The sequence below is a fragment of the Veillonella tobetsuensis genome (assembly GCF_001078375.1).
In the GTDB taxonomy this organism is placed as follows: domain Bacteria; phylum Bacillota; class Negativicutes; order Veillonellales; family Veillonellaceae; genus Veillonella; species Veillonella tobetsuensis.
Window position 1 is genome coordinate 112,662 of the sequence record NZ_BBXI01000009.1, and the last position, 19,951, is coordinate 132,612.

Genomic DNA, 19,951 nt, shown 5'->3' on the forward strand with positions numbered 1-19,951 from the left:
AGTCCGCTGGGTGTAATGGTAGTAATACCTGCACCACATGACAATGATTTGTCAAATATCTCTACCGATAAAGAATACACAGTAGAGATTAAAAGGAAATCTAAAAGCCGTAGTCTTAACTCAAATAGTTATGCTTGGATATTGTGCCAACGCATAGCTGATGAGTTAAGCAAGAATGGTTATACATCAAAAGAAGATGTATACCGAAAAGCTATAAAAGATTGTGGACATTTCTCATATGTGCCAGTAAGAGCGGATGCAGTCGAACGCTATATACAAATATGGCAAGGGCACGGATTAGGGTGGCTTGCAGAAGATATCGGCGAATGTAAAACCTTAGAGGGTTATCACAATATCATGTGTTACCACGGCAGCAGTGTATATACAGTATCAGAAATGCAACGATTGATAGATTGCCTAGTCGATGAATGTCATCAACTAGGGATACAACTTGATGATAGCGATTACATACAATCGCTAGTTAAGGAGTGGGGGAATGAACAAAAGAAAAAGACTTGATGATAAACTCTACAAAATCACAAGACCGAAAGCTATCGAACGAGATAGTATTGACGGCTATCCATGTTGTGTAATATGTGGTTCACCTGCAACGGAAGTACACCACATATTGCCTAGAGGTAGAGGTGGAACAAGTGAATTAAATAATCTAGCGTGTTTGTGCAGATATTGCCATGAGAATTTAGCACATGGAGTATTTGCCAAAGAAACAAAAAGGAAGCTAGAAGCGATCATTGAAGAAAGGACGAAACGATATGAAGAAAATTGATGTAGTCGAACTATATATAACAAAACGAATTGAATTGTTAGAACGTGAAAATGGTGAATATAAAATTCATAAAAAAGAAATCAGTGAATTAAAAGACGTGCTAGATGTAATCAATAAAACAAGAACTGTTAGATGTGCTAAAACATTAACAAAAATCAATGGCTTTGATGTAGATAAACTCATCAAACAAACTACTAGCTATCTATAAGAGGTAGCCTATGAGCGATAACAAAAAATATTACTATCTACGGCTGAAAGATAATTTCTTTGATAGTGATGAGTTGAAGATACTAGAAAGCATGAAAGATGGCTATTTGTACAGTAATATTCTTTTAAAACTCTATCTCCGTAGCTTAAAGAATGATGGCAAGTTAGTTTTTAATGATCGCATTCCGTATAGTGCTGAAATGTTAGCTAGTGTAACAGGCCATAAAGTTGGAACTATAAAACAAGCGTTATCTATATTTAAAAATTTAGGCTTAATCGACATATTTGACAATGGTGCAATATATATGCTTGATATTCAAAACTTCATAGGAAGAGGCAGTAGTGAAGCCGATAGAAAGCGTGAATATAGACAACGAATAGAAGTAGATAGGACAAATGTCCAGACAAATCTCCGACAAATTTCCGACAAAAATCCACCAGAGATAGAGATAGAGTTAGAGAAAGATATAGAGATAGAGAAAGAGATAAATAAAGAGTTATATATAGAGAAAGATATAGATATAGATACTCTATCTTTATGTGAACAAAAATCTCTAATTCACGATATATGGGAAGGTGCTTTTGATTTGATAACTGCAAATGTAAAGAAATCACTAGATAATCTTGTAGATGAATATGGAGCAGTAATTACGAAACAAGCTATTCTCGATGCCAAAAAGCAAGGTAAATCTCATATCAAGTATGTTGAGGATGTTTTAAAAAATAAGATGCTTGAAGAAAATATTCCTGCAAACAATCCAAAAAGAAAGCGATTTGTAAAACCAACAGTAGAAGAAGTAAGGCAATATTGTATTGAACGAAACAATTGTGTAAATGCTGAACAATTCTATGACTACTACGAAAGCAATGGCTGGAAAGTAGGAAAGAACTCTATGAAAGATTGGAAAGCAGCGGTTAGGACTTGGGAGCGTAGCGAATACAGAAAACCTAATTATAAAAAGAATAGCAAGGAAGATGCAATCAACGTAGTAAAGGAGTTGATGAACGAATATGCAGATGAACAGTCAACAAAAGACAACTGCTGCACTATCGATGTTACAGATAGCATGGTCTACTGATATGACAAAGGAACGCATGAAACTATATGTATCGATGCTTGCTGATGTAAATTCTGTTACCTTGGAACAAGCGGTAGCAAATTTAATAAAGCGTAGTAAGTTTTTACCGAGCATTGCTGAAATCCGTGAAGAATGTTCCGCACTAAGTGCTTATGTAAATGCACATGATGAAATGCCAATCGCACAAAGTGAATGGGAAAAAGTCATTAAAGCGGTAGGCACTTATAGCTTTGAATATGGAAAAGAGCATTTAGAGGGAATAACTTTAACGGCTGCAAGGGCGATATGGTCGTCCTTTGACCCTAGAATGGGTCATGAATACAACGAGGCAAGTTGCAGATCACAATTCATCCGTTGCTATGAGCAATTGGTAGACCGTGAGAAACACCGCCAAAGAATGGCAAATTCAATCAAGGATAATCATGTGTTGTTGAAAGCTAGAGAAAAGGCACAACATGATAAGGCTTTGATAAGTGCAGGTCAAAAGCAAATTGAAATGACTGCTACAGGTAACTTGGTAGAAGTTGCCAAAGAACCTGTAGACGTCATGAAAGTATTAGAAAAAAGCACCATATCGGATAGTGCGAAAAAACTTATACGAGGTGCATTAGGGGGATAACACATGGAATATATGGGAAGTATAAAAGTAGAGTTTAGTATTAGCACCAATATCAATGCAGAAACAGAGGGTCAAGCGTGGCACAAACTGCATCAAATCATCGATTACTTGAATGACAATGTAACAATCGATTGCAAGTTGGGTAGTGAATATGATGTGAGTGTTGATGAGTGCAACGTAGAACCGAATTACATCAGCGAGTATTGAGCATGAAAAAACACAAGATGGTAATCCACATTGAAATACCGCTCAATGTGGAAACAGAACAAGAGGCAAACGAACAAATGGTTATGATTATGAAAGCTAATACAAGGGAGTTTGATTCTATAGGCGATATGGTGCGTGTATTCAAAGGGAGAACATTGATTGAAAGAAAATTGATTTAAACGCTCCATAAAGCGAGTTTGATTTCTCTAGGATAAAACATAAGCAAGAAATGGTACACACACCAAAATAAGGCGATGCGGTACGTAGAATTAGAAAATAGGAGTTGAATATATGAACCAAGTACAACTGTTAGGGAATTTAGCACGAGATGCGGAATTGAGATTTACACAAAGCGGAAAAGCGGTGGCAACTTTCACAGTCGCTGCTACGAATACATACGTTGACAGTACAACAAACGAAACAAAAGAACAGACTGCTTTCATTAATTGCGTAGCATGGGGCAAGACTGGGGAAGCGGTTGGCAGTCGCAAAAAAGGGGAAAGGCTACTCGTAAATGGCCGTATTCAAACTCGGTCATACGATACGCAAGATGGGCAGAAACGATATGTAACCGAAGTAGTAGCCGATTTTGTTGGCAAAAAGCTTGATGGTGAATTTGATAGCGGCAGCAACTTTGATAGTTTTGAGCAACCGCAAAATGAAAGTATTCCGTTTTAGGTGATCAAATGGCTTATAAACATAAAGATTGTGTTAATAACTGGATAGTTAGTAAAAAGAAACATCCACGATATGTGCAACTAATGAAGTCATTACAATTATTGTTTGGACTGTTTCAAGAGGCAAAATATGTAGACTTTATAAATGTTGTGCATGGAGAGGATGCAGATGCCTATGAGGCTGCATTTCATAGGATAAAAGCATATTACAAGAAATATCCAAAGTTAAAGAAACGAAAGATGCCAAGGATAAATGGTGATGGCGATATGTATGATATACCACCAAGCCAGTTATAAAGGAGTGAGTAACAATGCTAGTTGAAGATAAAACAAAATATTGCTGGGTTGATAATGGAAAAGCTGGCGAACCGCAAGATAGTATTAAAGATGCAATAGCGGATTATTTAAAATACATCAGTTATTTTGGTAATGTTGATTGCGATTGTGATATTGAATGGGTACGTGTTGGACACCCTTGTTATTACGTTCCAAAGATTGATAGTGAACGAGTACTTTGGAATTTAATTGAATATGATATGGATGATGAAATTAAAGAATGGTCGGACGATTACTTAAACGATGTAAAGAAAGAGCATATTGACGAACTCAGCGAGGAGCTAACAAAAGTATTCCGAGCATGGGAGAAGAAATATGGGTTCGAAAATAATGCATTGGTGGTTTTTGAAACAAAGAAATACCGAATTAGTGATTATATCGACAAATAAGGATATTGATTATGAAAGTATCGTGTAAAGGAGATTAAAAATGACAGTACATGAATTAATTGAAAAATTGGAAAAATGTTATCCTGACCAAGAATGCTTTGTTGAAGCTGAATACAAGCAGTATGAGATTGATTATATCAATGATTCAAATGACGGTTTAGAAGTAGTGTTAATTGCTGGCTGGGAAAAAGATGAGGACGAAGAGTAAAAGATATTTTAAAACGATGTGAACGATATATAGAGAGGTGATACATATTGCCAATGGAAAAGAAGAAAAAGAAAGTAAATAGCAAGCAAAAGGGAGTAAGAGGTGAACGACTATGGCGTGATGTATGCCGTGCCAATGGGTTCAACAAGGTAAGGCGAACAGTCCAATATTGCGGTAATACAGGCGATGCATCAGACTGCATTGGACTACCTAACATACATCAAGAAGTAAAGTTTGTGGAGAACCTAAATGTACGAAAGGCTTATGAACAGGCAGAACATGATGCAATCCAAGCAGGTAATGGCGATATACCAATCGTTGCATGGAAGAAAAGCAATCAAAAGTGGCTTGTAATCATGAGTGCAGATGATTTTTTTCAAATCTATAAAGATAGTAAATGGAGTGAGGAACTTGGCAGTTAATACATCGGTATATGGCATTCCGTATAATTGCAAAAATTGGTTAGCATTAGCATCGGTAGTATGGGGCAACCTTGATACGAGCGAAGCCATTAAAATTGTAGGCGGTAAAGGTTGCGGATTACCTAAGAAAGTAAGTATCCAAGATGAATTTGATTTGGTTGACAAGGTAATTGAACTTTGTAGAAAAGGCCTAACAAACAGACAAATCATGGCCGAATTAAATATATCGAGCAATCGAGTTGTTAGAGCGAAGAACTGGGGTGAATGGAATAGTGTTAGTAAAACGAATGAATGAATATGTTGAGTTGCCTACACGAGGTAGTGCATGGAGTGCTGGTTTAGATTTGTATTGCCCTTTCGATGTTACAGTACCAGCGGATACGCAGAAAAAAATACCATTAGGAATAGCGGTACAAATACCAGATTTTCATGTTGGTTTGTTGGTTCCTAGAAGTAGCATGCATAAGACACCGCTACGAATGGCAAATAGTATGGGTGTAATCGATAGCGACTATACAGGTGAAATATGTGCAGTGTATGACAATGTATCGTGCAAGGATTACACGATTAAACGTGGTGAGCGTATAGCACAGTTGTTAATTGTTCCAATATTATTGCCTGATATTGAAGAAACAGACCGATTATACGAAACGGAAAGAGGTAGTAATAGGTTCGGTAGTACAGGCAAATAGACAGAAAAGACAGTAAAAAAGACAGAAGATAGACAGTAAAAGGAGAAAACAAACATGAATAAATTAGTATTAGCAACAATGATTATGGGTACAATTGGCGGTAATGTATTAGCAAGTGATGTTGTAACAGGGCCAGTAGAGCCTAACACACAAGCGCCAGTAGTAAGCGGTTACAATTCTGTAGCCGTAGGGGTGAATACAGTAGTTACTGGAACAAATACAATCGTTCTAGGCCGTGATAATAAAGCAACAGGAAATGATAGCGTTGTAATCGGTGGTGGCAACGGAACAATCGAAGCAGACCAAGCAAGCGTAATTGGGTATAACAACTATGTAGGCAACAATAAAGAACAAACTGTATTAGGTGCTAACAATACAGTAGATAATCAAGGTGCGGTAGTAGTAGGCACGCATAGTGTAGTGCGTGGAATTGATGCAGTAGTCATTGGTAATAATGCATCAGCACCTATTCAAAATTCAGTAGCGATTGGCACAAACAGTCAAACGGATAACCCTGTAGGTGTTCGACAAGTTGTATTAAATGGGGTAACTCACGTGTTCGCAGGTGAAAATCCTAATAGCGTAGTGTCATTTGGTAGCAAGAAAAGCGACACATACAGTGGGATTAGTAACTACAACAGACAGTTACATAATGTAAGTGCTGGCCGTGTAGACCCTAGCAGTTTAGACGCGGTAAACGGCAGTCAACTGTTCGCAGCGTATGACGAAATTGAAACAAGCGGAACACACATTGCCAAACTTCAAAAAGATGTGAATTGTTTAGACAAACGAGTTACACGAAATACTACGAATATCTCTAATTTAACCTCTAAGGTGGATAATGGATTTACAACGATTAATAACACTCTAACCGCTACAAACAAGCGTGTGGGGCAAAATAGCCAAGCCATTTTGAACAATACGGATAGAATTAATAGCCATGAAACACGTATTACGGATTTAGAACGTAATACAGTAGGTCAAATCTCAAATGTGATGCATGAAGTGGCAAAAGCTGGTGCATCTAATGCAGCATTAAGTGCATTGCACTATTTAGGCTACAATTCTGATGATAAATTAACATTTGCGGTAGGCTACGGACACTACAAAAACGCAAATGATGTAGCCCTCGGTATGTTCTATGCACCAACTGAGCATGTAATGTTTAGCTTGGGTACTACATTAGCCAATAAGATGATTAATGCAGGTGTATCCTTTAGACTTGGTAAAGGTAGTGAATACGAAACTAACCATAAAGGTAAAATCAAAGAACTTGAAACCTTGGTTACTAAATTAGTAGCGGAAGTTGAAGCATTGAAAGCTGGTAAATAATATGTGTACACCGATGGGAACATATACAGGTGATGTAGAACGCCTACAAACGAAAACAAATGATTTAAAAGCGATGGCTAACATGAAAATTGAACGAAATAAACAAACAACTAAATTTGTACAAGAGTTATTCTTTAATGCGGTTATGGGTGTATCTTTAGTAGCTTTGATATTTGGATTTGTGATTTTAATTAAAGTGTTGGTTGGATAGATATAGGCGGTGAAATATCCGCCTTATCACAAGAGGTTAATATGAATATTTTTAGAGATTTTATGGAAAAACCAACAGACGAAATAATGGATGGTATATGTTGTGCTTTAACCATAATACATGGTGATGATGTGTATAAACCGATAATTAGAAGAGAATACAATTATCTAGTTGCTGAATATCATATAAATGGTGTTGTTGTTGGTATCATGATGAGTATTCTGGAACTAAAAGAAAGAAAAATATCATTAGAGGAGTATGCGAGAACCATACGAAAAAAAGCGCTTATTGAATATGTTGATCGCGTTGAAAGTGAGCGTAAAAAAGAATGGAATGATGCGTTAAATCGATGGAAAGAAACACAAGGTGATAACAAATGTTAGGTTATAGCGGATATACAGAACATTCTGATTATTACATAGCACCACATGATACATGGGAAAGTGCATTTGAATTTCTAAAGCAACTGGCTTGTGAAAGTGGCGATAATGAATTTTGTATCGGTGAGGTGCATCAAACAAGCGTGTTAGAGTTTGGAAATATAAAATGGTACAAATGGAATGAAGATAAAGGAGAATGGATACAGTATGATTAAGCGTTATAAAAAGAAACCAGTTGTGATTGAAGCAATACAGTATACGGGAAAAAATTGGGAAGAGTGTGTGAAATTTTGTGGAAAAGACTTTATATGCTTTATTGAAAACAAACTTCTCATTAACACATTAGAGGGGCAATATAGAGCGTCGTTAGGTGATTACATCATCAAAGGTGTTAAAGGCGAGGTTTATCCATGTAAGCCTGAAATATTTGAAATGACATATGAAGAGGTGAAAAGTGTATGATCACAGATAAACAAGGTATAGAATGGTTACTTCAAAAGTTATATGATGATGGCTGGCGGTATTATGTTAAGAATGCTGGTGGATGTGCATTCTTAACAACTAAAAAACCGATTATGCTTGAAAATATATTAGATATAACAACTGGTGGCGATGTTAAATATATAAGTATTATGACGAAAAGCATATTGCCAAAAATAGCTAAAAATGAAGTTTTAGACATTGCGGAAGAATTAGGTTTTGTTGATTGGTCAAAAGTGGAAGTTGATACACCAATTTTTGTTAGAAATAGCAATGAAGAAGTATGGAAGTGTAGATATTTTGCGATGTATCTAGACGGGGAAGTATATGCATGGCAAAATGGAAGAACATCTTGGAGCAATCCAATAAAAAATCTTCCGATTGCGTGGAAAATTGCAAAACTAGCAGAGGTATAAACATATGGCACAAAATTTAATTACAATTGGAATGATATTAGGTGTTTCTCCTTTTTTAGCAGCGATTTTAAGCGATGCATTTGATACGTTTGAAGAGGGATGTGTGCGAATGTTATACATACAGGCGATAATTGGTATTGTGTTAATTATCTTTGGCACTGGGTTTATGTTGGGTGGTGAGTAATATTTGAATGAACCGACAAAAAGTGAAAAGAGATTAATTAGTAGTGCTAGAAAATACCTTGAGCCTGTAAAGACAGTTGATGAGCAAATAAAGTCGATTGCAAAAGAAATAGAGCAACTACGATGTAACATTACATCGATTAGTGCTATTGATTACTCAAAAGATAGAGTAAGTGGTGGCGGTGTGCCGTGTGGATTAGAAAACAGCGTGGCAAGGTTCATCGACACGGAGAAGGAACAACGCAGACGGATTGATGAATTGAGTGAGTACAAGTGCGATGTAATCAATACAATCAATAGTCTAAGTGAAGAAATAGGCGGTACAATGTTACGTTATGAATACCTGCTTGGAATGTCAGCTAAACAAGCACATTCGGTTTTTGAGAACCAATTCAACGAAAGACAAGCTATGAGGTATAAAGAGAAAGCATTAATTGAAATAGGCAGGTTGAAATGTCAGTAAATGTCATGAAATGTCAGTAAATGTCAGTATATATGTATAAAAACATATAGTAGAATATAAGGTGTAAGAGTTGCCAATGAGCAATTCTAAAAAACTAAATAGCAATTGAGGTGCGGTTTTATATTTTGTATTTGAAAATCAACGAGTATTGTTTCTAAGTCATTACAATCTATATTATTTTCTAACTGCACCGCACCTCTTATATTGCATTTTGTAAACTAATACCGCACATATAGTTCTTTCCAATATTGCAAATAATACCTATACGTTTCATGAGATAAAACCTTAAGCGAAAAAATGTTACATACTACAAACAACTGGCGGTATTAGTTTAGAGAGTGCAATTGCATACTGAAAACTAAAGCTATATATGTTCCATTAAGAACCGAGTATTATTCGGGAGTTAGACAGAGGGAGCTAACCACGATTACAATTCATATGCTCGTGTTGGTGAATAGCCAACTATATAACTTTGGTTTTGAGTATGCAATAATTGCTGAAAAGTGAATATCGTATTTTGTTTTGGTTACGAACTAGAACATGTGCATATGTTTTGACTACGTGTCAGAACGTGTGTAAGCGTTGACTATGCGGTATTCAGTTTTGAATAATTATTACAATACAAATGAATAAAACTATCACATAATGAGGTATATCCACGGCGATATATCTCATTTTTTGCATAAAGTTATCAAAAAGGGAGAAATGATGACTGATATTATGTGTTGTAAGCGTAAATGCTTGAACAACAAGAAAGGGAGATGTACGGCTAATGTCATTGAGTATGACGGATTATGCCAAACGTACATTACACAGGGGAACGCAAGCAAAAGTGCATGCGGTTTGTGTGTACGATCTAATGGGAAATTAAAGCGGAAAGGTGGTGAAGTACTAAAATGATTAAAGCAATTAAACAATTCATTAAGGATAGAGCGTTATTCAAAAAAGCTGCACAAGATTTAGACAATAAAGACTTACAGGCAAAAGCAAAATATGCGTTTGAACATCGTGAAGATAATGTGTTGAGTATTATTGATTGCCTAGCCATTGTGTGCGGTGTATTGATTATAGTCGGTATTGTGTGGTGCTTAATGTGAATTATCAACCAACGATAAAGAAACTACTCAAAGCATTACAGATGAACGGCAGGCGGTATGTAGTTGATGTAAGGCAATCATGGAGTAAATACGATAAGCCTTGCAAGGTATATATCGTCAACAGAATGTACACAGAGGAAGAATACAAATTGATGTTTCCTCATAAGTACAAAAATGGCAAGACCTTTAAACAAGGACAACTTTATAAAAAAGAAAGTGAGTATAGCAGTACCAAGCAACATGAAGTACTGCTATTTTTAGTTAAGACATATAAAGGTGGTGATTGATATATGGCAGATGCTAACACCTTAACAGAAAAAGAACGTATATTTGCAGATGAGTATATCAAGACTACCAATGCGACACAGAGTGCAATTAAAGCTGGATATTCAGAGAAAAGTGCATCAAGCAAGGGAAGTCAATTATTAAGAAAAGTAAAGGTACGTCAATATATAGACGATGTAATGGAAAAGCGTAGTAAAAACACAATCGCAACTGCTGATGAAGTGTTGGAGTACCTAACCAAAGTGATGAATGGTGAAGAGAAAGATGCATTTGGTTTAGATATATCAATTGCAGATAGAACTAAAGCAGCCGAATTGTTAGGTAAACGGCACATGTTATTTACCGAAAAAGTAAAACTTGATGCAGAAATAGAGATTGATATTTCAGACCGCATGAAGCAAGCAAGGGTAAAATCAGATGAAGTACAACAAGGCACAACTGATTGATGCGTTGGGTTCATTTACGCATGATCCATTAGGCTTTACATACTTTTCTTTTCCTTGGGGTGAAAAAGGAACACCACTTGAAAACTTTGACGGCCCTGATGAGTGGCAAGTTGAAACCTTTAAGAAAATAGGTGAAGAACTACGTAAGGGCAAATCGTTGGCAAAAGCAATTCAAATTGCGGTAGCATCTGGACATGGTATTGGAAAGTCAGCGTTTTCATCAATTTTAATTCTATTTGCAATTGCTACACATGAGAATACAAGGGGAGTAGTAACCGCTAATACTGATACACAGTTAAAGTCTAAGACTTGGGCGGAACTTAACAAATGGTACAACCTGTTCATAGGTAAGGAACTATTTACTTATACGGCTACCGCATTGTTTAGTGCTGATAAACAGTATGAGAAAACATGGCGGATAGATGCTATTCCGTGGAGTGAAAGCAACCCTGAAGCATTCGCAGGCCTACATAATCAAGGTAATCGAATACTTATCATCTTTGATGAAGCATCCGCTATTTCCGATAAGATTTGGGAAGTAACAGAGGGTGCGTTAACAGATAAGGAAACCGAGATTATATGGTGTGTGTTCGGAAACCCTACACGTAACAGTGGCAGGTTTAGAGAATGTTTCAGAAAGCATCGTGCATATTGGACTACCTATCAGATTGATAGCCGTACTGTAAAAATCTCAAACAAAGCGAAATTACAAGAATGGGTTGATATTCATGGTGAGGATAGCGACTTTGTAAAGGTGCGTGTAAGAGGAATATTCCCTAGTGCATCTGATACTCAATTCATATCCGCATCAATTGTAGATGAAGCACAAAAGAGAGTGTATAAAGTAGGGCAATTCGATAATTTACCTACTATTATCGGTGTAGACCCTGCATGGACTGGTGGCGATACATTAGAAATCGTGATGCGACAAGGCTATTCGATGAAGTGTTTGGCAACAATCGAAAAGAATGACGATGATATGCGCATGGCTAACCTCATTGCACAATTTGAGGATGAATACAAAGCGGATGCGGTATTCATTGACCAGGGGTACGGAACAGGTATTTATAGTATTGGTAAGTCGATGGGTAGAAAATGGCGGTTAGTTGCCTTTGGTGGTGCATCGCCTAACAATATGTACCTCAATATGCGTGCGTACATGTGGGGCGAAATGAAAGAGTGGTTAAAAGAGGGCGGTGCAATTCCTAATGAGCAAGGATTGTACGATGACCTCGTAGGGCCAGAAGCGATCATTGATAAAAACGGCCGTATCCAACTGGAAAGCAAAAAAGACATGAAAGAACGAGGGTTACCATCACCGAATAAAGGCGATGCATTAGCCTTGACCTTTGCATTTAGGGTCACTAAAAAAATAAATGGCAATCATAGAAGAGTAGCGAATACAGAGTACAAACCATTTGGGTAAAGGGGGAATGTGAATGTGTATGAAAGCTAAAACACCAGATATTAAGCAACCAGCACCATCGCCTACACCAGTTGCACAAACTGATGATATGGCACAAAAAAGAGATGAACAATGGTTCACTGATAAGAAGCGCAAGAAAACTGGTTATGATAGCACCATCTTGGCTAGTGCATTGAGCCAAGCTACAGGTAAAACAACATTAGGCGGTTAATATGAGTACTATCTTATCAAGTCTAGCAAGGCAACCTACAGAAAAGCCTGTAACTAAACCGAAAGACTATAAAAAAATAAAAGCTAAATTCAATCAGATGTTCACCAATCGTCAAAAGTACGTTGAGAAATGGAAGATGATTAGAGATTATCAGTTGCCATTCCTTGGTGTGTTCGATGGCGAACAAGACCAATCAAAGTTGTATACCGATAAAATACTAACTGGTATAGCATGGGAAAGCTGTCAAATATTCGCTAGTGGTGTAATGAGTGGAATGACACCGCCTAGCCGTAAATGGTTTAAGCTAACCATGGAAAATACGGATATGGCGGCGAATAGTGAAGTAGCGAAAGTATTAGATGAACGTGAAGAAATATTGTATGCAGTGTTTGCAAAATCCAATTTCTACAATGTGGTTCACCAAGTCTATATGGAGTTGCCGTTTGGACAAGCACCGATGTCAATCATGCCTGATGGTAAAGTTGGTGTACGTTTCACATCGTATCCAATCGGTACTTATGCATTAGAATGTAATGCTAATGGTGAGGTTAATACGTTTGGGCGGAAGTATAACATGACTTGCGACCAACTCGTGGAAGAGTTTGGATATGATAACTGTACCGAAAAGATTAAAAACGCATACGATGATGGCAAGGGTAATGCAACTGTATATACTGTTTGTTGGCTAGTGTGCGAAAACAAAGACCGCAATGGAAAACTAGGTAACAAGAACATGCCTTATTCCTCTATTTACTGGGTTGAGGGTAGTAGAGATGATGAAATCTTGCGACATAGTGGCTATGAAGAATGGCCTATTCCGATTGCACGGCACACTACACATGATCTAAATGGCTATGGTAAAGGTAGTGCATGGTTCGCACAATCAGATGCGATGATGCTGCAAAAGTTGGAACTGGACAGACTAACCGCTATTGAGTTAGGTGTAAAACCACCAATGGCCGTTACATCCGATGTGATTGGTAGTGTATCACTATTTCCGGGTGGTATAACCGAAGTCGATACAGGCGGTAAGGTTGAACCTATATTTAACGTAGGTATCAATCTTGATTGGATAATGCAACAAATCATTGAAGTTAAAGACAGTATCAAACGTGCGTATAGTGCTGATTTATTCCTAATGCTTGATAACATGGACAATGGACAAATGACGGCAAGGGAAGTCATGGAACGCACGCAAGAGAAACTACAACAATTAGGCCCTGTAGTGGAACGGCTACTATCTGAATTTCTTAATCCGATAATCGAACGTACATATGCGATATTAGATCGTGCAGGTGTGTTTCCGCCAATCGACGAAGCATTAGCGGAAGAGTTAAACGGCCAAGATGTTAAGATAGAATACATCTCACCATTAGCACAGGCGCAGAAAGTATCTTCATTAACTTCAATTGAACAGTATTTTGCGTTCCTTATGTCATTAGCACAGGGCAATCCTAATATTCTACAAAAATTCAATTTTGAAGAAGCAGCGGATTATTATGGTGTAAACCTCGGTGTTCCTGCAAAAGTAATTGTATCCAATGACGAATATCAAGCTAAGATGGAAGAACAACAACAGGCACAACAGGAACAAGAGGAACAAGCACAAATGATGCAAGCAGCACAATTAGCACCTCAAATGGCTAGTGCGGCGAAACAAGCAACCGACGCAGCAAATGATGGAAACCCTGTAATGCAACAGTTAATGGGAATGGGGTACTAGATGAAACAGAAAAGAGATTATATGCGAGAGCGTGATGTTGAAGCGCTAAACCACGTACTGAGTGATGAACTTGGTAGGTGGTTTTTTTATCGCATTCTTGACCGAGCAAAACTGAATAGCCAATCATTCACAGGCAACAGTACAACATTCTTTAATGAGGGAATGAGGGCTGTTGCTATTTTATTGCAAAACGATTTAGGAAAGATTGGCGATGGTGTAGAGGGTGTTAAGAAATATCACCTAGCACAAATAGAAAATATTCAGATGCAAAAATATTTCAAGACTTTAGAACAAAGCGAATTAGAGAAAGGTGAATAACCATGGATGAAAATTTAGAACAAGGCACAAACAATAACACGGATAGTGCAAATGGTGGTACACCACAGGACACGAACACACAAAACCAACAAAGTACGATTTTAGGCGGTGGCGGTGATACTAACACCGACCAACCTGCAGAACCTACTGTATATGATTTCTCAACTGCATTTGAGGGTGGCGAAGTAGACCAAACCATCGCAGATGAGTTTTCAAAAATGCTTAATGGTGTAGGTGCAACGCAAGAACAAGCATTACAGATGGCTAAGTTTGGCAATCAATATGCTACCAATCTTGTAACGGCTTACGAAAACCAAAAGCAAGAAGCACTCAAAGCACAATACGATGGGTATGCAGAAAACGCTAAAAAGGTATTAGGTAACAAATTCGATACTACTGTTAGCCAAGCGGCCGCAGGTGTTGAAGCAGTAGAAAAGACAATTCCTAATATCCGTGAAATTCTAGCTGAAAATGGCTTGGGTAATCGTGTAGAAGTAATTCAATTATTCGCACATATTGCTGGTATGGCAAGCGAAGATAGCAATGCAGGGAATAACACACCTGCAAATAATCAATCGGATGAAGCTATTAGACGAAATATGTATCCGTCTATGTTTAAAGATTAAAGGAGATTAATTAATGGCTACAATCGGAACTAACAATCCTACATTATTGGATTTGCAAACACGCATGGATCCAAATGGTAAAATTGCACAAATCATTGAGCAATTAAACCAAACAAACGAAATCATTCAAGACATGACAATGATTGAATGTAACGATGGTACATCTAACAAAACAACTGTACGTACTGGATTACCATCCACTACATGGCGCATGTTGTATGGCGGTGTACAACCATCTAAATCCACTACCAAACAAATCACAGATACTTGTGGTATGTTGGAAGCATATTCCGAAGTGGATAAAGACTTGGTTAAACTTTCTAATGACCCTGTAGCGTTCCGTGCAACAGAAGATAGTGCATTTGTTGAAAGTATGGGTCAAGAAATCGCACGTACACTTTTCTATGGTGATGAAACTACACCAGAAAAATTCATTGGCTTATCCGCACGTTTTAATACATTAGACACTAAAAAAGCTGATTGTGCTAAGAACATTATTGATGCAGGCGGTACTGCTAACCTTGCCTCTATGTGGATCGTAGGTTGGGGCCCTCTTACTGTACATGGTATTTATCCACGTGGCAGTCAAGGCGGTTTAGAACAAGAAGATTTGGGCGAAGTTACAGTAACTAAAGCTGATGGTTCTATGTTCCAAGGTTATCGTACCCATTTTAAACAAAACATTGGTTTATCTGTTCGCGACTGGAGATATGTAGTGCGTATCGCTAATATCGATATGAAATCTATCAAAGAAGATATTTCCGCAGGCCCTAACTTGATTAACTTGATGATCCGTGCAGAAGAAAAAATGCAATCTCTCACAGGATGCCGTCCAGTATGGTACATGAACCAAGAATTGCGTACATTCTTACGCTTGCAAAAGAATAAAGTGCATGGTTCTACTATCACAGAAGATATGGAAATGGGTAAAATGGTTACTCGTGCTAACGGTATTCCTGTTCGCAAAATTAATGCATTGCTTTCCACCGAAGCACGTGTTACTGCATAGTAGAGAGGAGAAAATACATGATTATCGATACTTTAAATACATTCCATTGGAAACGTGAATTATCTGGCAATGTCAGCTCCGATGTTATGGTTACTAGCGGTGATGCTGACCCTAACTTGTGGTTGGTTGTTCGTGTAGACAAAGCATTAACAGGTGCTGCATTAATCAACGTATATACATCTGATACAGAAAACATCGCTAACCCTGTATTGTTGCATGGTATTACATTACCAGCCAATGCACCAGCTGGGTACGAATATAAAGTACGATTGGCAAATGGTGTTAAACGTTATACACGTGCTAATGTCAACAATGCAACGGCTGGCACAATTTCTGTATTCTTAACTAGCGGTATCACTAGCAAATAGGGGGTAACATGGAATACATTGCAAAAGTAACTTTGTATCACAATACAAAGGGTTTAATTGAAGAAGGACAAACAGTAGAACTTACAAAAGAAGAAGTAGCTGAATATGATAAAGATTACTTCAATGATTTGTTTGAGGCTGTAGGCGCAGAAGAAACCGAAGATGGCGAAGAAAAGCCAAAGACTAAATCTAAAGGCAAGAAATCGGAAGAAACTGCAGAATAACAGAATGAGGGGTGCTTATGCATCCCTCTTTTTCACTATAAAAAGGGGGCAATATGACACCTACTGATATTTGCAACATGGCTTTGTCATTAATCAATGGCGGTAGGATATACGGCCTTGATGAAGAAACAGAAACGGCTAGACAATGCAGATTGCACTATGATGCAACACGCAAGATGCTACTATCTCAATACGAATGGAATTTTGCACGTAAGCGTGAAGAGTGCGTACTATCTGAGCATAAACTAGCTGGCTATGAATTTGTTTATGCATATCCTGAAAAGTGCATCCGTATCCTTGGGGTTATTCCTAAAGGGGAACGATTTAAAGCGGAAAGCCAAAAGGAATATGATGTGTTTACTTTTGATGATAACACAAAGTACATAGTAAGCGATGTACCGCTTGCGTACATTGACTATGTGTATGATGTGAAAGATATAGATGTATTCAGTCCTGTATTCGTACAGGCCTTGAAATCTAAAATGGGGGCAGAACTAGCTATGCCATTAACTGGTAATAGTGGTTTATTCGACCAATGCTATAAACTCTATCAAGCAGCAACGCAAGAGGCCAAGAGTTTGAGTGCTAAAGAACGTAGGCAAGATATGCCATATATTTCTAACTATGTAAAAGCAAGGAGTTGGTAGTCATGAAACCAATGTATATATCGCAACTTGCATTTACAACTGGTGAGATTTCGCCTGATGTATCTAGACGATTTGACTTAGATCAGTTTAAAAGTGCGTTACTATTAGCAGAAAATGCAGTAATCAGACCTTATGGCGCAGTAGCTAGACGGCAAGGGTCAGAGTATATAGGGCAAGTCAAGAACAAGGATAAATCTACACGGCTATTTGAATTTACGGCCGAAAAGAACAAATCATTCCTACTTGAAATAGGAGAACAGTACATCAGAGTGTGGCGAAATGGTATCTATACAGGTATAGAACTAGAAACACCATTTGAAAGCGATGTAGTCGATAAATTGAACTGCATCCAAAGTGGCGATGTAATGTTTATTTGTAGTGGCAAGTATCCAGTAAAAACGTTATCACGATATAGTGATACAGACTGGCGATTTGATACATACAAACTATCTGAGCAACCATACGGCGAAGTCAACACAGACAAAGAAAGTACTGTAATCTTGAATGGCGATACCTTAACAGCTACAAAAGATATATTCAATGCTGATATGGTTGGTTCGGTTATGCAGATTGAACATTATGTAAAAGCAATTACGACTAACAGTACTGGTACAGTAATTGAAAGTAGTCGATGGGTGTATGGTGATGAACATGGCCATGAGGAGCATAACACAAATTATAACAATATAGATTACAATGTAGAACAATTTAGTACTGATGAGGATTTATCATGGAAATTCACATCACATGGTACATGGAATGGTACTGTTAAAATCCAAATCAGTAATGACAATGGCACTACGTGGAAAGATTACAGGGTATATACATCCAACAATGACTACAACGTTACAGATACAGGCAAGGTTACGCCTAGTGCTAAATTGAAAGTTGTTTCTGATTTGAAAGGCGGTAGCGTTAATGTAGATTTATCTTTCTTGCCACACTCTAATTATGGTGTAGTTGAAATCAAAGAATTTATAGACAGTAAACACGTTAAAGTAAATGTATTAAACAACGTTGTAGAAAATGAAGCTACATCTAAATTCAGATTTGGGCAATGGGGTAAAGGCCTTGGTTATCCTCGTGTATGCACATTCTACCAAGATAGATTTATCCTAGCATCCAGTTTTCAATATCCTAACTACATATGGTTCAGTCGCACAGGCGATTATTCCAATTTTGGTGTAGAAAAGGTAGGCGGTACGATTACAGATGATAGTGCAATCACACTACCAGTAATTAATCGTAAAATGTATGACATTAGACATTTGATACCAGCTAATGACTTATTGATTTTGACAAGCGGTAACGAATGGATAATTGATGGTTCAAAAACTATCACACCGACTAACTGCAATTTGCGAACACAAACCCAACGAGGTGCATCTGAATGTGAGCCACAATATATAGGTAATAGATGTGTTTATGTACAGGCTCGAGGTTGTGTAGTGCGTGATATGGGTTATTCCTATGAAAGCGATAACTACACAGGGGCAGACTTAACTTTATTTGTTAAGCATCTAACCAAGTACAGAAACTTCATCACAAGTGCTTACGCACAAGACCCAGACAGTATTGTGTATTATGTAACGGATGATGGCAAAATCAACTGTTTAACCTACATTCCAGAACAAAAGGTGTATGCATGGTCGCACTTCACCACAAAAGGCAAATATAAATATGCTGAGAGTGTGGCAGAGGGCGAACAAGACAGTTTATATGTAATCGTTGAGCGTGATTTTAAAAGTGGCACAGTTATGTGCATAGAACGATTTGAGCCAATGTATAACGCTGATAATAACAACGTGTATATGGATTGTTACATTCGACAAACTAGCACAGAGAATATCAGTACTATCACAGTACCTCATCTGATTGGTGAGGATGTGCAAATCGTTGTAAATGGTATGGAACGGCCAATTAAGGAAGTACCACCTACGGCAATTATTAATATCGATGGTAAGGCACAAAGCGTAGCCGTTGGTATTAACTACACTACACGATTACGTATTCCGAGCATCGAAATGCAAATACAAGATGGCACATTACAAGGCCGACAATTAACGATGAGTAGATTATCGATGAACATCTTAAATTCATTCGGTGGCAAAATCGGAAGAAACTTCAACCATATGGATGATATTTCATTACCGCCACTCAAGTTATATAGCGGCGATAAGGTATGTATATTGCCAAAATTCGATGGAGTATACTCAACCGATGCATCTGTATGCATTTTGCACGAAAAACCTTATCCATTTAACCTTTTAAGCGTTACAAGAGAGATAGAAATAGGCGGTGGTTTTCCAAATGTTACAGGACTTTGATATTTGCCCTGTAAGGCACACTTCATTAATTCATGACTTATATATCAACTTAAGGCCTATAGACACCTTAGAGGTCAATATAGCGAACCAAAATTCCCCGAATTATGGAAAAAATGATTTTGTAAAGGATATATGTAGTGATGATTACGAAAACCA

34 protein-coding genes are annotated in these 19,951 nt (G+C 37.6%); all 34 read left to right on the forward strand.

All coding sequences use genetic code 11. The annotated features are described in order from the left end of the window. Window positions 1-15 precede the first annotated feature (15 nt). Window positions 16-519: a NinB/YbcN family protein gene (locus VEI_RS03345; protein ID WP_145749505.1), complete on the forward strand. Its 504-nt coding sequence runs from the start codon at window positions 16-18 to the stop codon at window positions 517-519. Continuing rightward, window positions 497-787: an HNH endonuclease gene (locus VEI_RS03350; RefSeq protein ID WP_059361909.1), complete on the forward strand. Its 291-nt coding sequence runs from the start codon at window positions 497-499 to the stop codon at window positions 785-787. The genes VEI_RS03345 and VEI_RS03350 overlap by 23 nt, the downstream gene beginning before the upstream one ends. Next, the gene (locus VEI_RS03355; protein ID WP_059361910.1) at window positions 774-995 is read left to right on the forward strand and encodes a hypothetical protein; all 222 of its coding nucleotides are present in this window, start codon (window positions 774-776) and stop codon (window positions 993-995) included. Before VEI_RS03350 ends, VEI_RS03355 begins: the two co-directional genes overlap by 14 nt. Before the next feature lie 10 nt (window positions 996-1,005). Continuing rightward, window positions 1,006-2,073: a phage replisome organizer N-terminal domain-containing protein gene (locus VEI_RS10420; RefSeq protein ID WP_059361911.1), complete on the forward strand. Its 1,068-nt coding sequence runs from the start codon at window positions 1,006-1,008 to the stop codon at window positions 2,071-2,073. Then, complete coding sequence (locus VEI_RS03365; protein ID WP_059361912.1) at window positions 2,006-2,692, forward strand: hypothetical protein; 687 nt, start codon at window positions 2,006-2,008, stop codon at window positions 2,690-2,692. Before VEI_RS10420 ends, VEI_RS03365 begins: the two co-directional genes overlap by 68 nt. 3 nt (window positions 2,693-2,695) lie before the next feature. Continuing rightward, entirely contained in the window at window positions 2,696-2,899 is a 204-nt protein-coding gene (locus VEI_RS03370) for a hypothetical protein (RefSeq protein ID WP_059361913.1), read from the forward strand. A 2-nt stretch (window positions 2,900-2,901) separates the two neighbouring features. After that, window positions 2,902-3,078, forward strand: coding sequence for a hypothetical protein (locus tag VEI_RS10310; RefSeq protein ID WP_153280287.1), 177 nt, complete (start codon window positions 2,902-2,904; stop codon window positions 3,076-3,078). A gap of 112 nt (window positions 3,079-3,190) precedes the next feature. Beyond that, entirely contained in the window at window positions 3,191-3,577 is a 387-nt protein-coding gene (locus VEI_RS03375) for a single-stranded DNA-binding protein (protein WP_059361914.1), read from the forward strand. A gap of 8 nt (window positions 3,578-3,585) precedes the next feature. After that, on the forward strand, window positions 3,586-3,873 hold the full coding sequence (locus VEI_RS03380; protein WP_059361915.1) for a hypothetical protein: 288 nt from the start codon (window positions 3,586-3,588) through the stop codon (window positions 3,871-3,873). A gap of 14 nt (window positions 3,874-3,887) precedes the next feature. Then, window positions 3,888-4,301, forward strand: coding sequence for a hypothetical protein (locus VEI_RS03385; protein ID WP_059361916.1), 414 nt, complete (start codon window positions 3,888-3,890; stop codon window positions 4,299-4,301). Window positions 4,302-4,341: 40 nt separating this feature from the next. After that, window positions 4,342-4,509, forward strand: a complete 168-nt coding sequence (locus tag VEI_RS10320) for a hypothetical protein (protein WP_153280288.1) — start codon at window positions 4,342-4,344, stop codon at window positions 4,507-4,509. A 53-nt stretch (window positions 4,510-4,562) separates the two neighbouring features. After that, window positions 4,563-4,931, forward strand: coding sequence for a hypothetical protein (locus tag VEI_RS03390; RefSeq protein ID WP_059362594.1), 369 nt, complete (start codon window positions 4,563-4,565; stop codon window positions 4,929-4,931). Beyond that, complete coding sequence (locus VEI_RS03395; protein ID WP_059361917.1) at window positions 4,921-5,226, forward strand: hypothetical protein; 306 nt, start codon at window positions 4,921-4,923, stop codon at window positions 5,224-5,226. Before VEI_RS03390 ends, VEI_RS03395 begins: the two co-directional genes overlap by 11 nt. After that, window positions 5,204-5,623: a dUTP diphosphatase gene (gene dut / locus VEI_RS03400; protein WP_161801408.1), complete on the forward strand. Its 420-nt coding sequence runs from the start codon at window positions 5,204-5,206 to the stop codon at window positions 5,621-5,623. Before VEI_RS03395 ends, dut begins: the two co-directional genes overlap by 23 nt. 54 nt (window positions 5,624-5,677) lie before the next feature. Further along, window positions 5,678-6,955 carry a YadA-like family protein gene (locus tag VEI_RS03405; protein ID WP_059361919.1) on the forward strand — a complete coding sequence of 426 codons (1,278 nt, stop codon included), beginning with the start codon at window positions 5,678-5,680 and terminating at the stop codon, window positions 6,953-6,955. Window positions 6,956-6,968: 13 nt separating this feature from the next. Beyond that, window positions 6,969-7,166 (forward strand): hypothetical protein, encoded by a 198-nt coding sequence (locus VEI_RS03410; protein ID WP_145749510.1) that lies wholly within the window; start codon window positions 6,969-6,971, stop codon window positions 7,164-7,166. 41 nt (window positions 7,167-7,207) lie between these two features. Then, a complete protein-coding gene (locus VEI_RS03415) occupies window positions 7,208-7,549 on the forward strand; it encodes a hypothetical protein (RefSeq protein WP_059361921.1) in 342 nt (113 codons plus the stop codon). After that, window positions 7,543-7,761, forward strand: coding sequence for a hypothetical protein (locus VEI_RS03420; RefSeq protein ID WP_059361922.1), 219 nt, complete (start codon window positions 7,543-7,545; stop codon window positions 7,759-7,761). Before VEI_RS03415 ends, VEI_RS03420 begins: the two co-directional genes overlap by 7 nt. Beyond that, the gene (locus VEI_RS03425) at window positions 7,754-8,008 is read left to right on the forward strand and encodes a hypothetical protein (protein WP_059361923.1); all 255 of its coding nucleotides are present in this window, start codon (window positions 7,754-7,756) and stop codon (window positions 8,006-8,008) included. Before VEI_RS03420 ends, VEI_RS03425 begins: the two co-directional genes overlap by 8 nt. After that, window positions 8,005-8,442, forward strand: a complete 438-nt coding sequence (locus VEI_RS03430) for a hypothetical protein (RefSeq protein ID WP_059361924.1) — start codon at window positions 8,005-8,007, stop codon at window positions 8,440-8,442. The genes VEI_RS03425 and VEI_RS03430 overlap by 4 nt, the downstream gene beginning before the upstream one ends. Window positions 8,443-8,446: 4 nt before the next feature. Next, complete coding sequence (locus tag VEI_RS03435) at window positions 8,447-8,626, forward strand: hypothetical protein (RefSeq protein WP_059361925.1); 180 nt, start codon at window positions 8,447-8,449, stop codon at window positions 8,624-8,626. A gap of 3 nt (window positions 8,627-8,629) precedes the next feature. Then, the gene (locus VEI_RS03440; RefSeq protein WP_059361926.1) at window positions 8,630-9,088 is read left to right on the forward strand and encodes a hypothetical protein; all 459 of its coding nucleotides are present in this window, start codon (window positions 8,630-8,632) and stop codon (window positions 9,086-9,088) included. Between the two features lie 896 nt (window positions 9,089-9,984). Next, window positions 9,985-10,185: a hypothetical protein gene (locus VEI_RS03450; RefSeq protein ID WP_059361928.1), complete on the forward strand. Its 201-nt coding sequence runs from the start codon at window positions 9,985-9,987 to the stop codon at window positions 10,183-10,185. Window positions 10,186-10,475: 290 nt separating this feature from the next. Continuing rightward, window positions 10,476-10,916 carry a terminase small subunit gene (locus VEI_RS03460; RefSeq protein ID WP_071824885.1) on the forward strand — a complete coding sequence of 147 codons (441 nt, stop codon included), beginning with the start codon at window positions 10,476-10,478 and terminating at the stop codon, window positions 10,914-10,916. Further along, window positions 10,888-12,342: a hypothetical protein gene (locus tag VEI_RS03465; RefSeq protein ID WP_059361930.1), complete on the forward strand. Its 1,455-nt coding sequence runs from the start codon at window positions 10,888-10,890 to the stop codon at window positions 12,340-12,342. Before VEI_RS03460 ends, VEI_RS03465 begins: the two co-directional genes overlap by 29 nt. Before the next feature lie 13 nt (window positions 12,343-12,355). Next, window positions 12,356-12,553 (forward strand): hypothetical protein, encoded by a 198-nt coding sequence (locus VEI_RS03470; protein WP_059361931.1) that lies wholly within the window; start codon window positions 12,356-12,358, stop codon window positions 12,551-12,553. Window position 12,554: 1 nt separating this feature from the next. After that, the gene (locus tag VEI_RS03475; protein ID WP_059361932.1) at window positions 12,555-14,276 is read left to right on the forward strand and encodes a portal protein; all 1,722 of its coding nucleotides are present in this window, start codon (window positions 12,555-12,557) and stop codon (window positions 14,274-14,276) included. Then, window positions 14,277-14,594: a hypothetical protein gene (locus tag VEI_RS03480; RefSeq protein WP_059361933.1), complete on the forward strand. Its 318-nt coding sequence runs from the start codon at window positions 14,277-14,279 to the stop codon at window positions 14,592-14,594. 2 nt (window positions 14,595-14,596) lie between these two features. Beyond that, entirely contained in the window at window positions 14,597-15,220 is a 624-nt protein-coding gene (locus VEI_RS03485; protein WP_059361934.1) for a hypothetical protein, read from the forward strand. Window positions 15,221-15,233: 13 nt separating this feature from the next. After that, window positions 15,234-16,229, forward strand: a complete 996-nt coding sequence (locus VEI_RS03490; RefSeq protein ID WP_059361935.1) for a major capsid protein — start codon at window positions 15,234-15,236, stop codon at window positions 16,227-16,229. A 17-nt stretch (window positions 16,230-16,246) separates the two neighbouring features. Further along, a complete protein-coding gene (locus VEI_RS03495) occupies window positions 16,247-16,597 on the forward strand; it encodes a hypothetical protein (RefSeq protein ID WP_059361936.1) in 351 nt (116 codons plus the stop codon). 8 nt (window positions 16,598-16,605) lie between these two features. Then, window positions 16,606-16,821 carry a hypothetical protein gene (locus VEI_RS03500; RefSeq protein ID WP_059361937.1) on the forward strand — a complete coding sequence of 72 codons (216 nt, stop codon included), beginning with the start codon at window positions 16,606-16,608 and terminating at the stop codon, window positions 16,819-16,821. Window positions 16,822-16,874: 53 nt separating this feature from the next. After that, the gene (locus tag VEI_RS03505) at window positions 16,875-17,468 is read left to right on the forward strand and encodes a hypothetical protein (RefSeq protein WP_059361938.1); all 594 of its coding nucleotides are present in this window, start codon (window positions 16,875-16,877) and stop codon (window positions 17,466-17,468) included. A gap of 2 nt (window positions 17,469-17,470) precedes the next feature. Next, complete coding sequence (locus tag VEI_RS03510; RefSeq protein ID WP_059361939.1) at window positions 17,471-19,795, forward strand: phage tail protein; 2,325 nt, start codon at window positions 17,471-17,473, stop codon at window positions 19,793-19,795. The last annotated feature ends 156 nt before the right edge of the window (window positions 19,796-19,951 follow it).

Coding starts and splice junctions, on each gene's coding strand:
- VEI_RS03430 (WP_059361924.1), top strand. CDS start 8,005: ATGATCACAGATAAACAAGGTATAGAATGGTTACTTCAAAAGTTATAT.
- VEI_RS03470 (WP_059361931.1), top strand. CDS start 12,356: ATGTGTATGAAAGCTAAAACACCAGATATTAAGCAACCAGCACCATCG.
- VEI_RS03425 (WP_059361923.1), top strand. CDS start 7,754: ATGATTAAGCGTTATAAAAAGAAACCAGTTGTGATTGAAGCAATACAG.
- VEI_RS03480 (WP_059361933.1), top strand. CDS start 14,277: ATGAAACAGAAAAGAGATTATATGCGAGAGCGTGATGTTGAAGCGCTA.
- VEI_RS03495 (WP_059361936.1), top strand. CDS start 16,247: ATGATTATCGATACTTTAAATACATTCCATTGGAAACGTGAATTATCT.
- VEI_RS03450 (WP_059361928.1), top strand. CDS start 9,985: ATGATTAAAGCAATTAAACAATTCATTAAGGATAGAGCGTTATTCAAA.
- VEI_RS03465 (WP_059361930.1), top strand. CDS start 10,888: ATGAAGTACAACAAGGCACAACTGATTGATGCGTTGGGTTCATTTACG.
- VEI_RS03420 (WP_059361922.1), top strand. CDS start 7,543: ATGTTAGGTTATAGCGGATATACAGAACATTCTGATTATTACATAGCA.
- VEI_RS10420 (WP_059361911.1), top strand. CDS start 1,006: ATGAGCGATAACAAAAAATATTACTATCTACGGCTGAAAGATAATTTC.
- VEI_RS03505 (WP_059361938.1), top strand. CDS start 16,875: ATGACACCTACTGATATTTGCAACATGGCTTTGTCATTAATCAATGGC.
- VEI_RS03385 (WP_059361916.1), top strand. CDS start 3,888: ATGCTAGTTGAAGATAAAACAAAATATTGCTGGGTTGATAATGGAAAA.
- VEI_RS03500 (WP_059361937.1), top strand. CDS start 16,606: ATGGAATACATTGCAAAAGTAACTTTGTATCACAATACAAAGGGTTTA.
- VEI_RS03345 (WP_145749505.1), top strand. CDS start 16: ATGGTAGTAATACCTGCACCACATGACAATGATTTGTCAAATATCTCT.
- VEI_RS03490 (WP_059361935.1), top strand. CDS start 15,234: ATGGCTACAATCGGAACTAACAATCCTACATTATTGGATTTGCAAACA.
- VEI_RS03375 (WP_059361914.1), top strand. CDS start 3,191: ATGAACCAAGTACAACTGTTAGGGAATTTAGCACGAGATGCGGAATTG.
- VEI_RS03390 (WP_059362594.1), top strand. CDS start 4,563: ATGGAAAAGAAGAAAAAGAAAGTAAATAGCAAGCAAAAGGGAGTAAGA.
- VEI_RS03355 (WP_059361910.1), top strand. CDS start 774: ATGAAGAAAATTGATGTAGTCGAACTATATATAACAAAACGAATTGAA.
- VEI_RS03370 (WP_059361913.1), top strand. CDS start 2,696: ATGGAATATATGGGAAGTATAAAAGTAGAGTTTAGTATTAGCACCAAT.
- VEI_RS03435 (WP_059361925.1), top strand. CDS start 8,447: ATGGCACAAAATTTAATTACAATTGGAATGATATTAGGTGTTTCTCCT.
- VEI_RS10310 (WP_153280287.1), top strand. CDS start 2,902: ATGAAAAAACACAAGATGGTAATCCACATTGAAATACCGCTCAATGTG.
- VEI_RS03365 (WP_059361912.1), top strand. CDS start 2,006: ATGCAGATGAACAGTCAACAAAAGACAACTGCTGCACTATCGATGTTA.
- VEI_RS10320 (WP_153280288.1), top strand. CDS start 4,342: ATGACAGTACATGAATTAATTGAAAAATTGGAAAAATGTTATCCTGAC.
- VEI_RS03475 (WP_059361932.1), top strand. CDS start 12,555: ATGAGTACTATCTTATCAAGTCTAGCAAGGCAACCTACAGAAAAGCCT.
- VEI_RS03485 (WP_059361934.1), top strand. CDS start 14,597: ATGGATGAAAATTTAGAACAAGGCACAAACAATAACACGGATAGTGCA.
- VEI_RS03380 (WP_059361915.1), top strand. CDS start 3,586: ATGGCTTATAAACATAAAGATTGTGTTAATAACTGGATAGTTAGTAAA.
- VEI_RS03405 (WP_059361919.1), top strand. CDS start 5,678: ATGAATAAATTAGTATTAGCAACAATGATTATGGGTACAATTGGCGGT.
- VEI_RS03410 (WP_145749510.1), top strand. CDS start 6,969: ATGGGAACATATACAGGTGATGTAGAACGCCTACAAACGAAAACAAAT.
- VEI_RS03415 (WP_059361921.1), top strand. CDS start 7,208: ATGAATATTTTTAGAGATTTTATGGAAAAACCAACAGACGAAATAATG.
- VEI_RS03350 (WP_059361909.1), top strand. CDS start 497: ATGAACAAAAGAAAAAGACTTGATGATAAACTCTACAAAATCACAAGA.
- VEI_RS03460 (WP_071824885.1), top strand. CDS start 10,476: ATGGCAGATGCTAACACCTTAACAGAAAAAGAACGTATATTTGCAGAT.
- VEI_RS03510 (WP_059361939.1), top strand. CDS start 17,471: ATGAAACCAATGTATATATCGCAACTTGCATTTACAACTGGTGAGATT.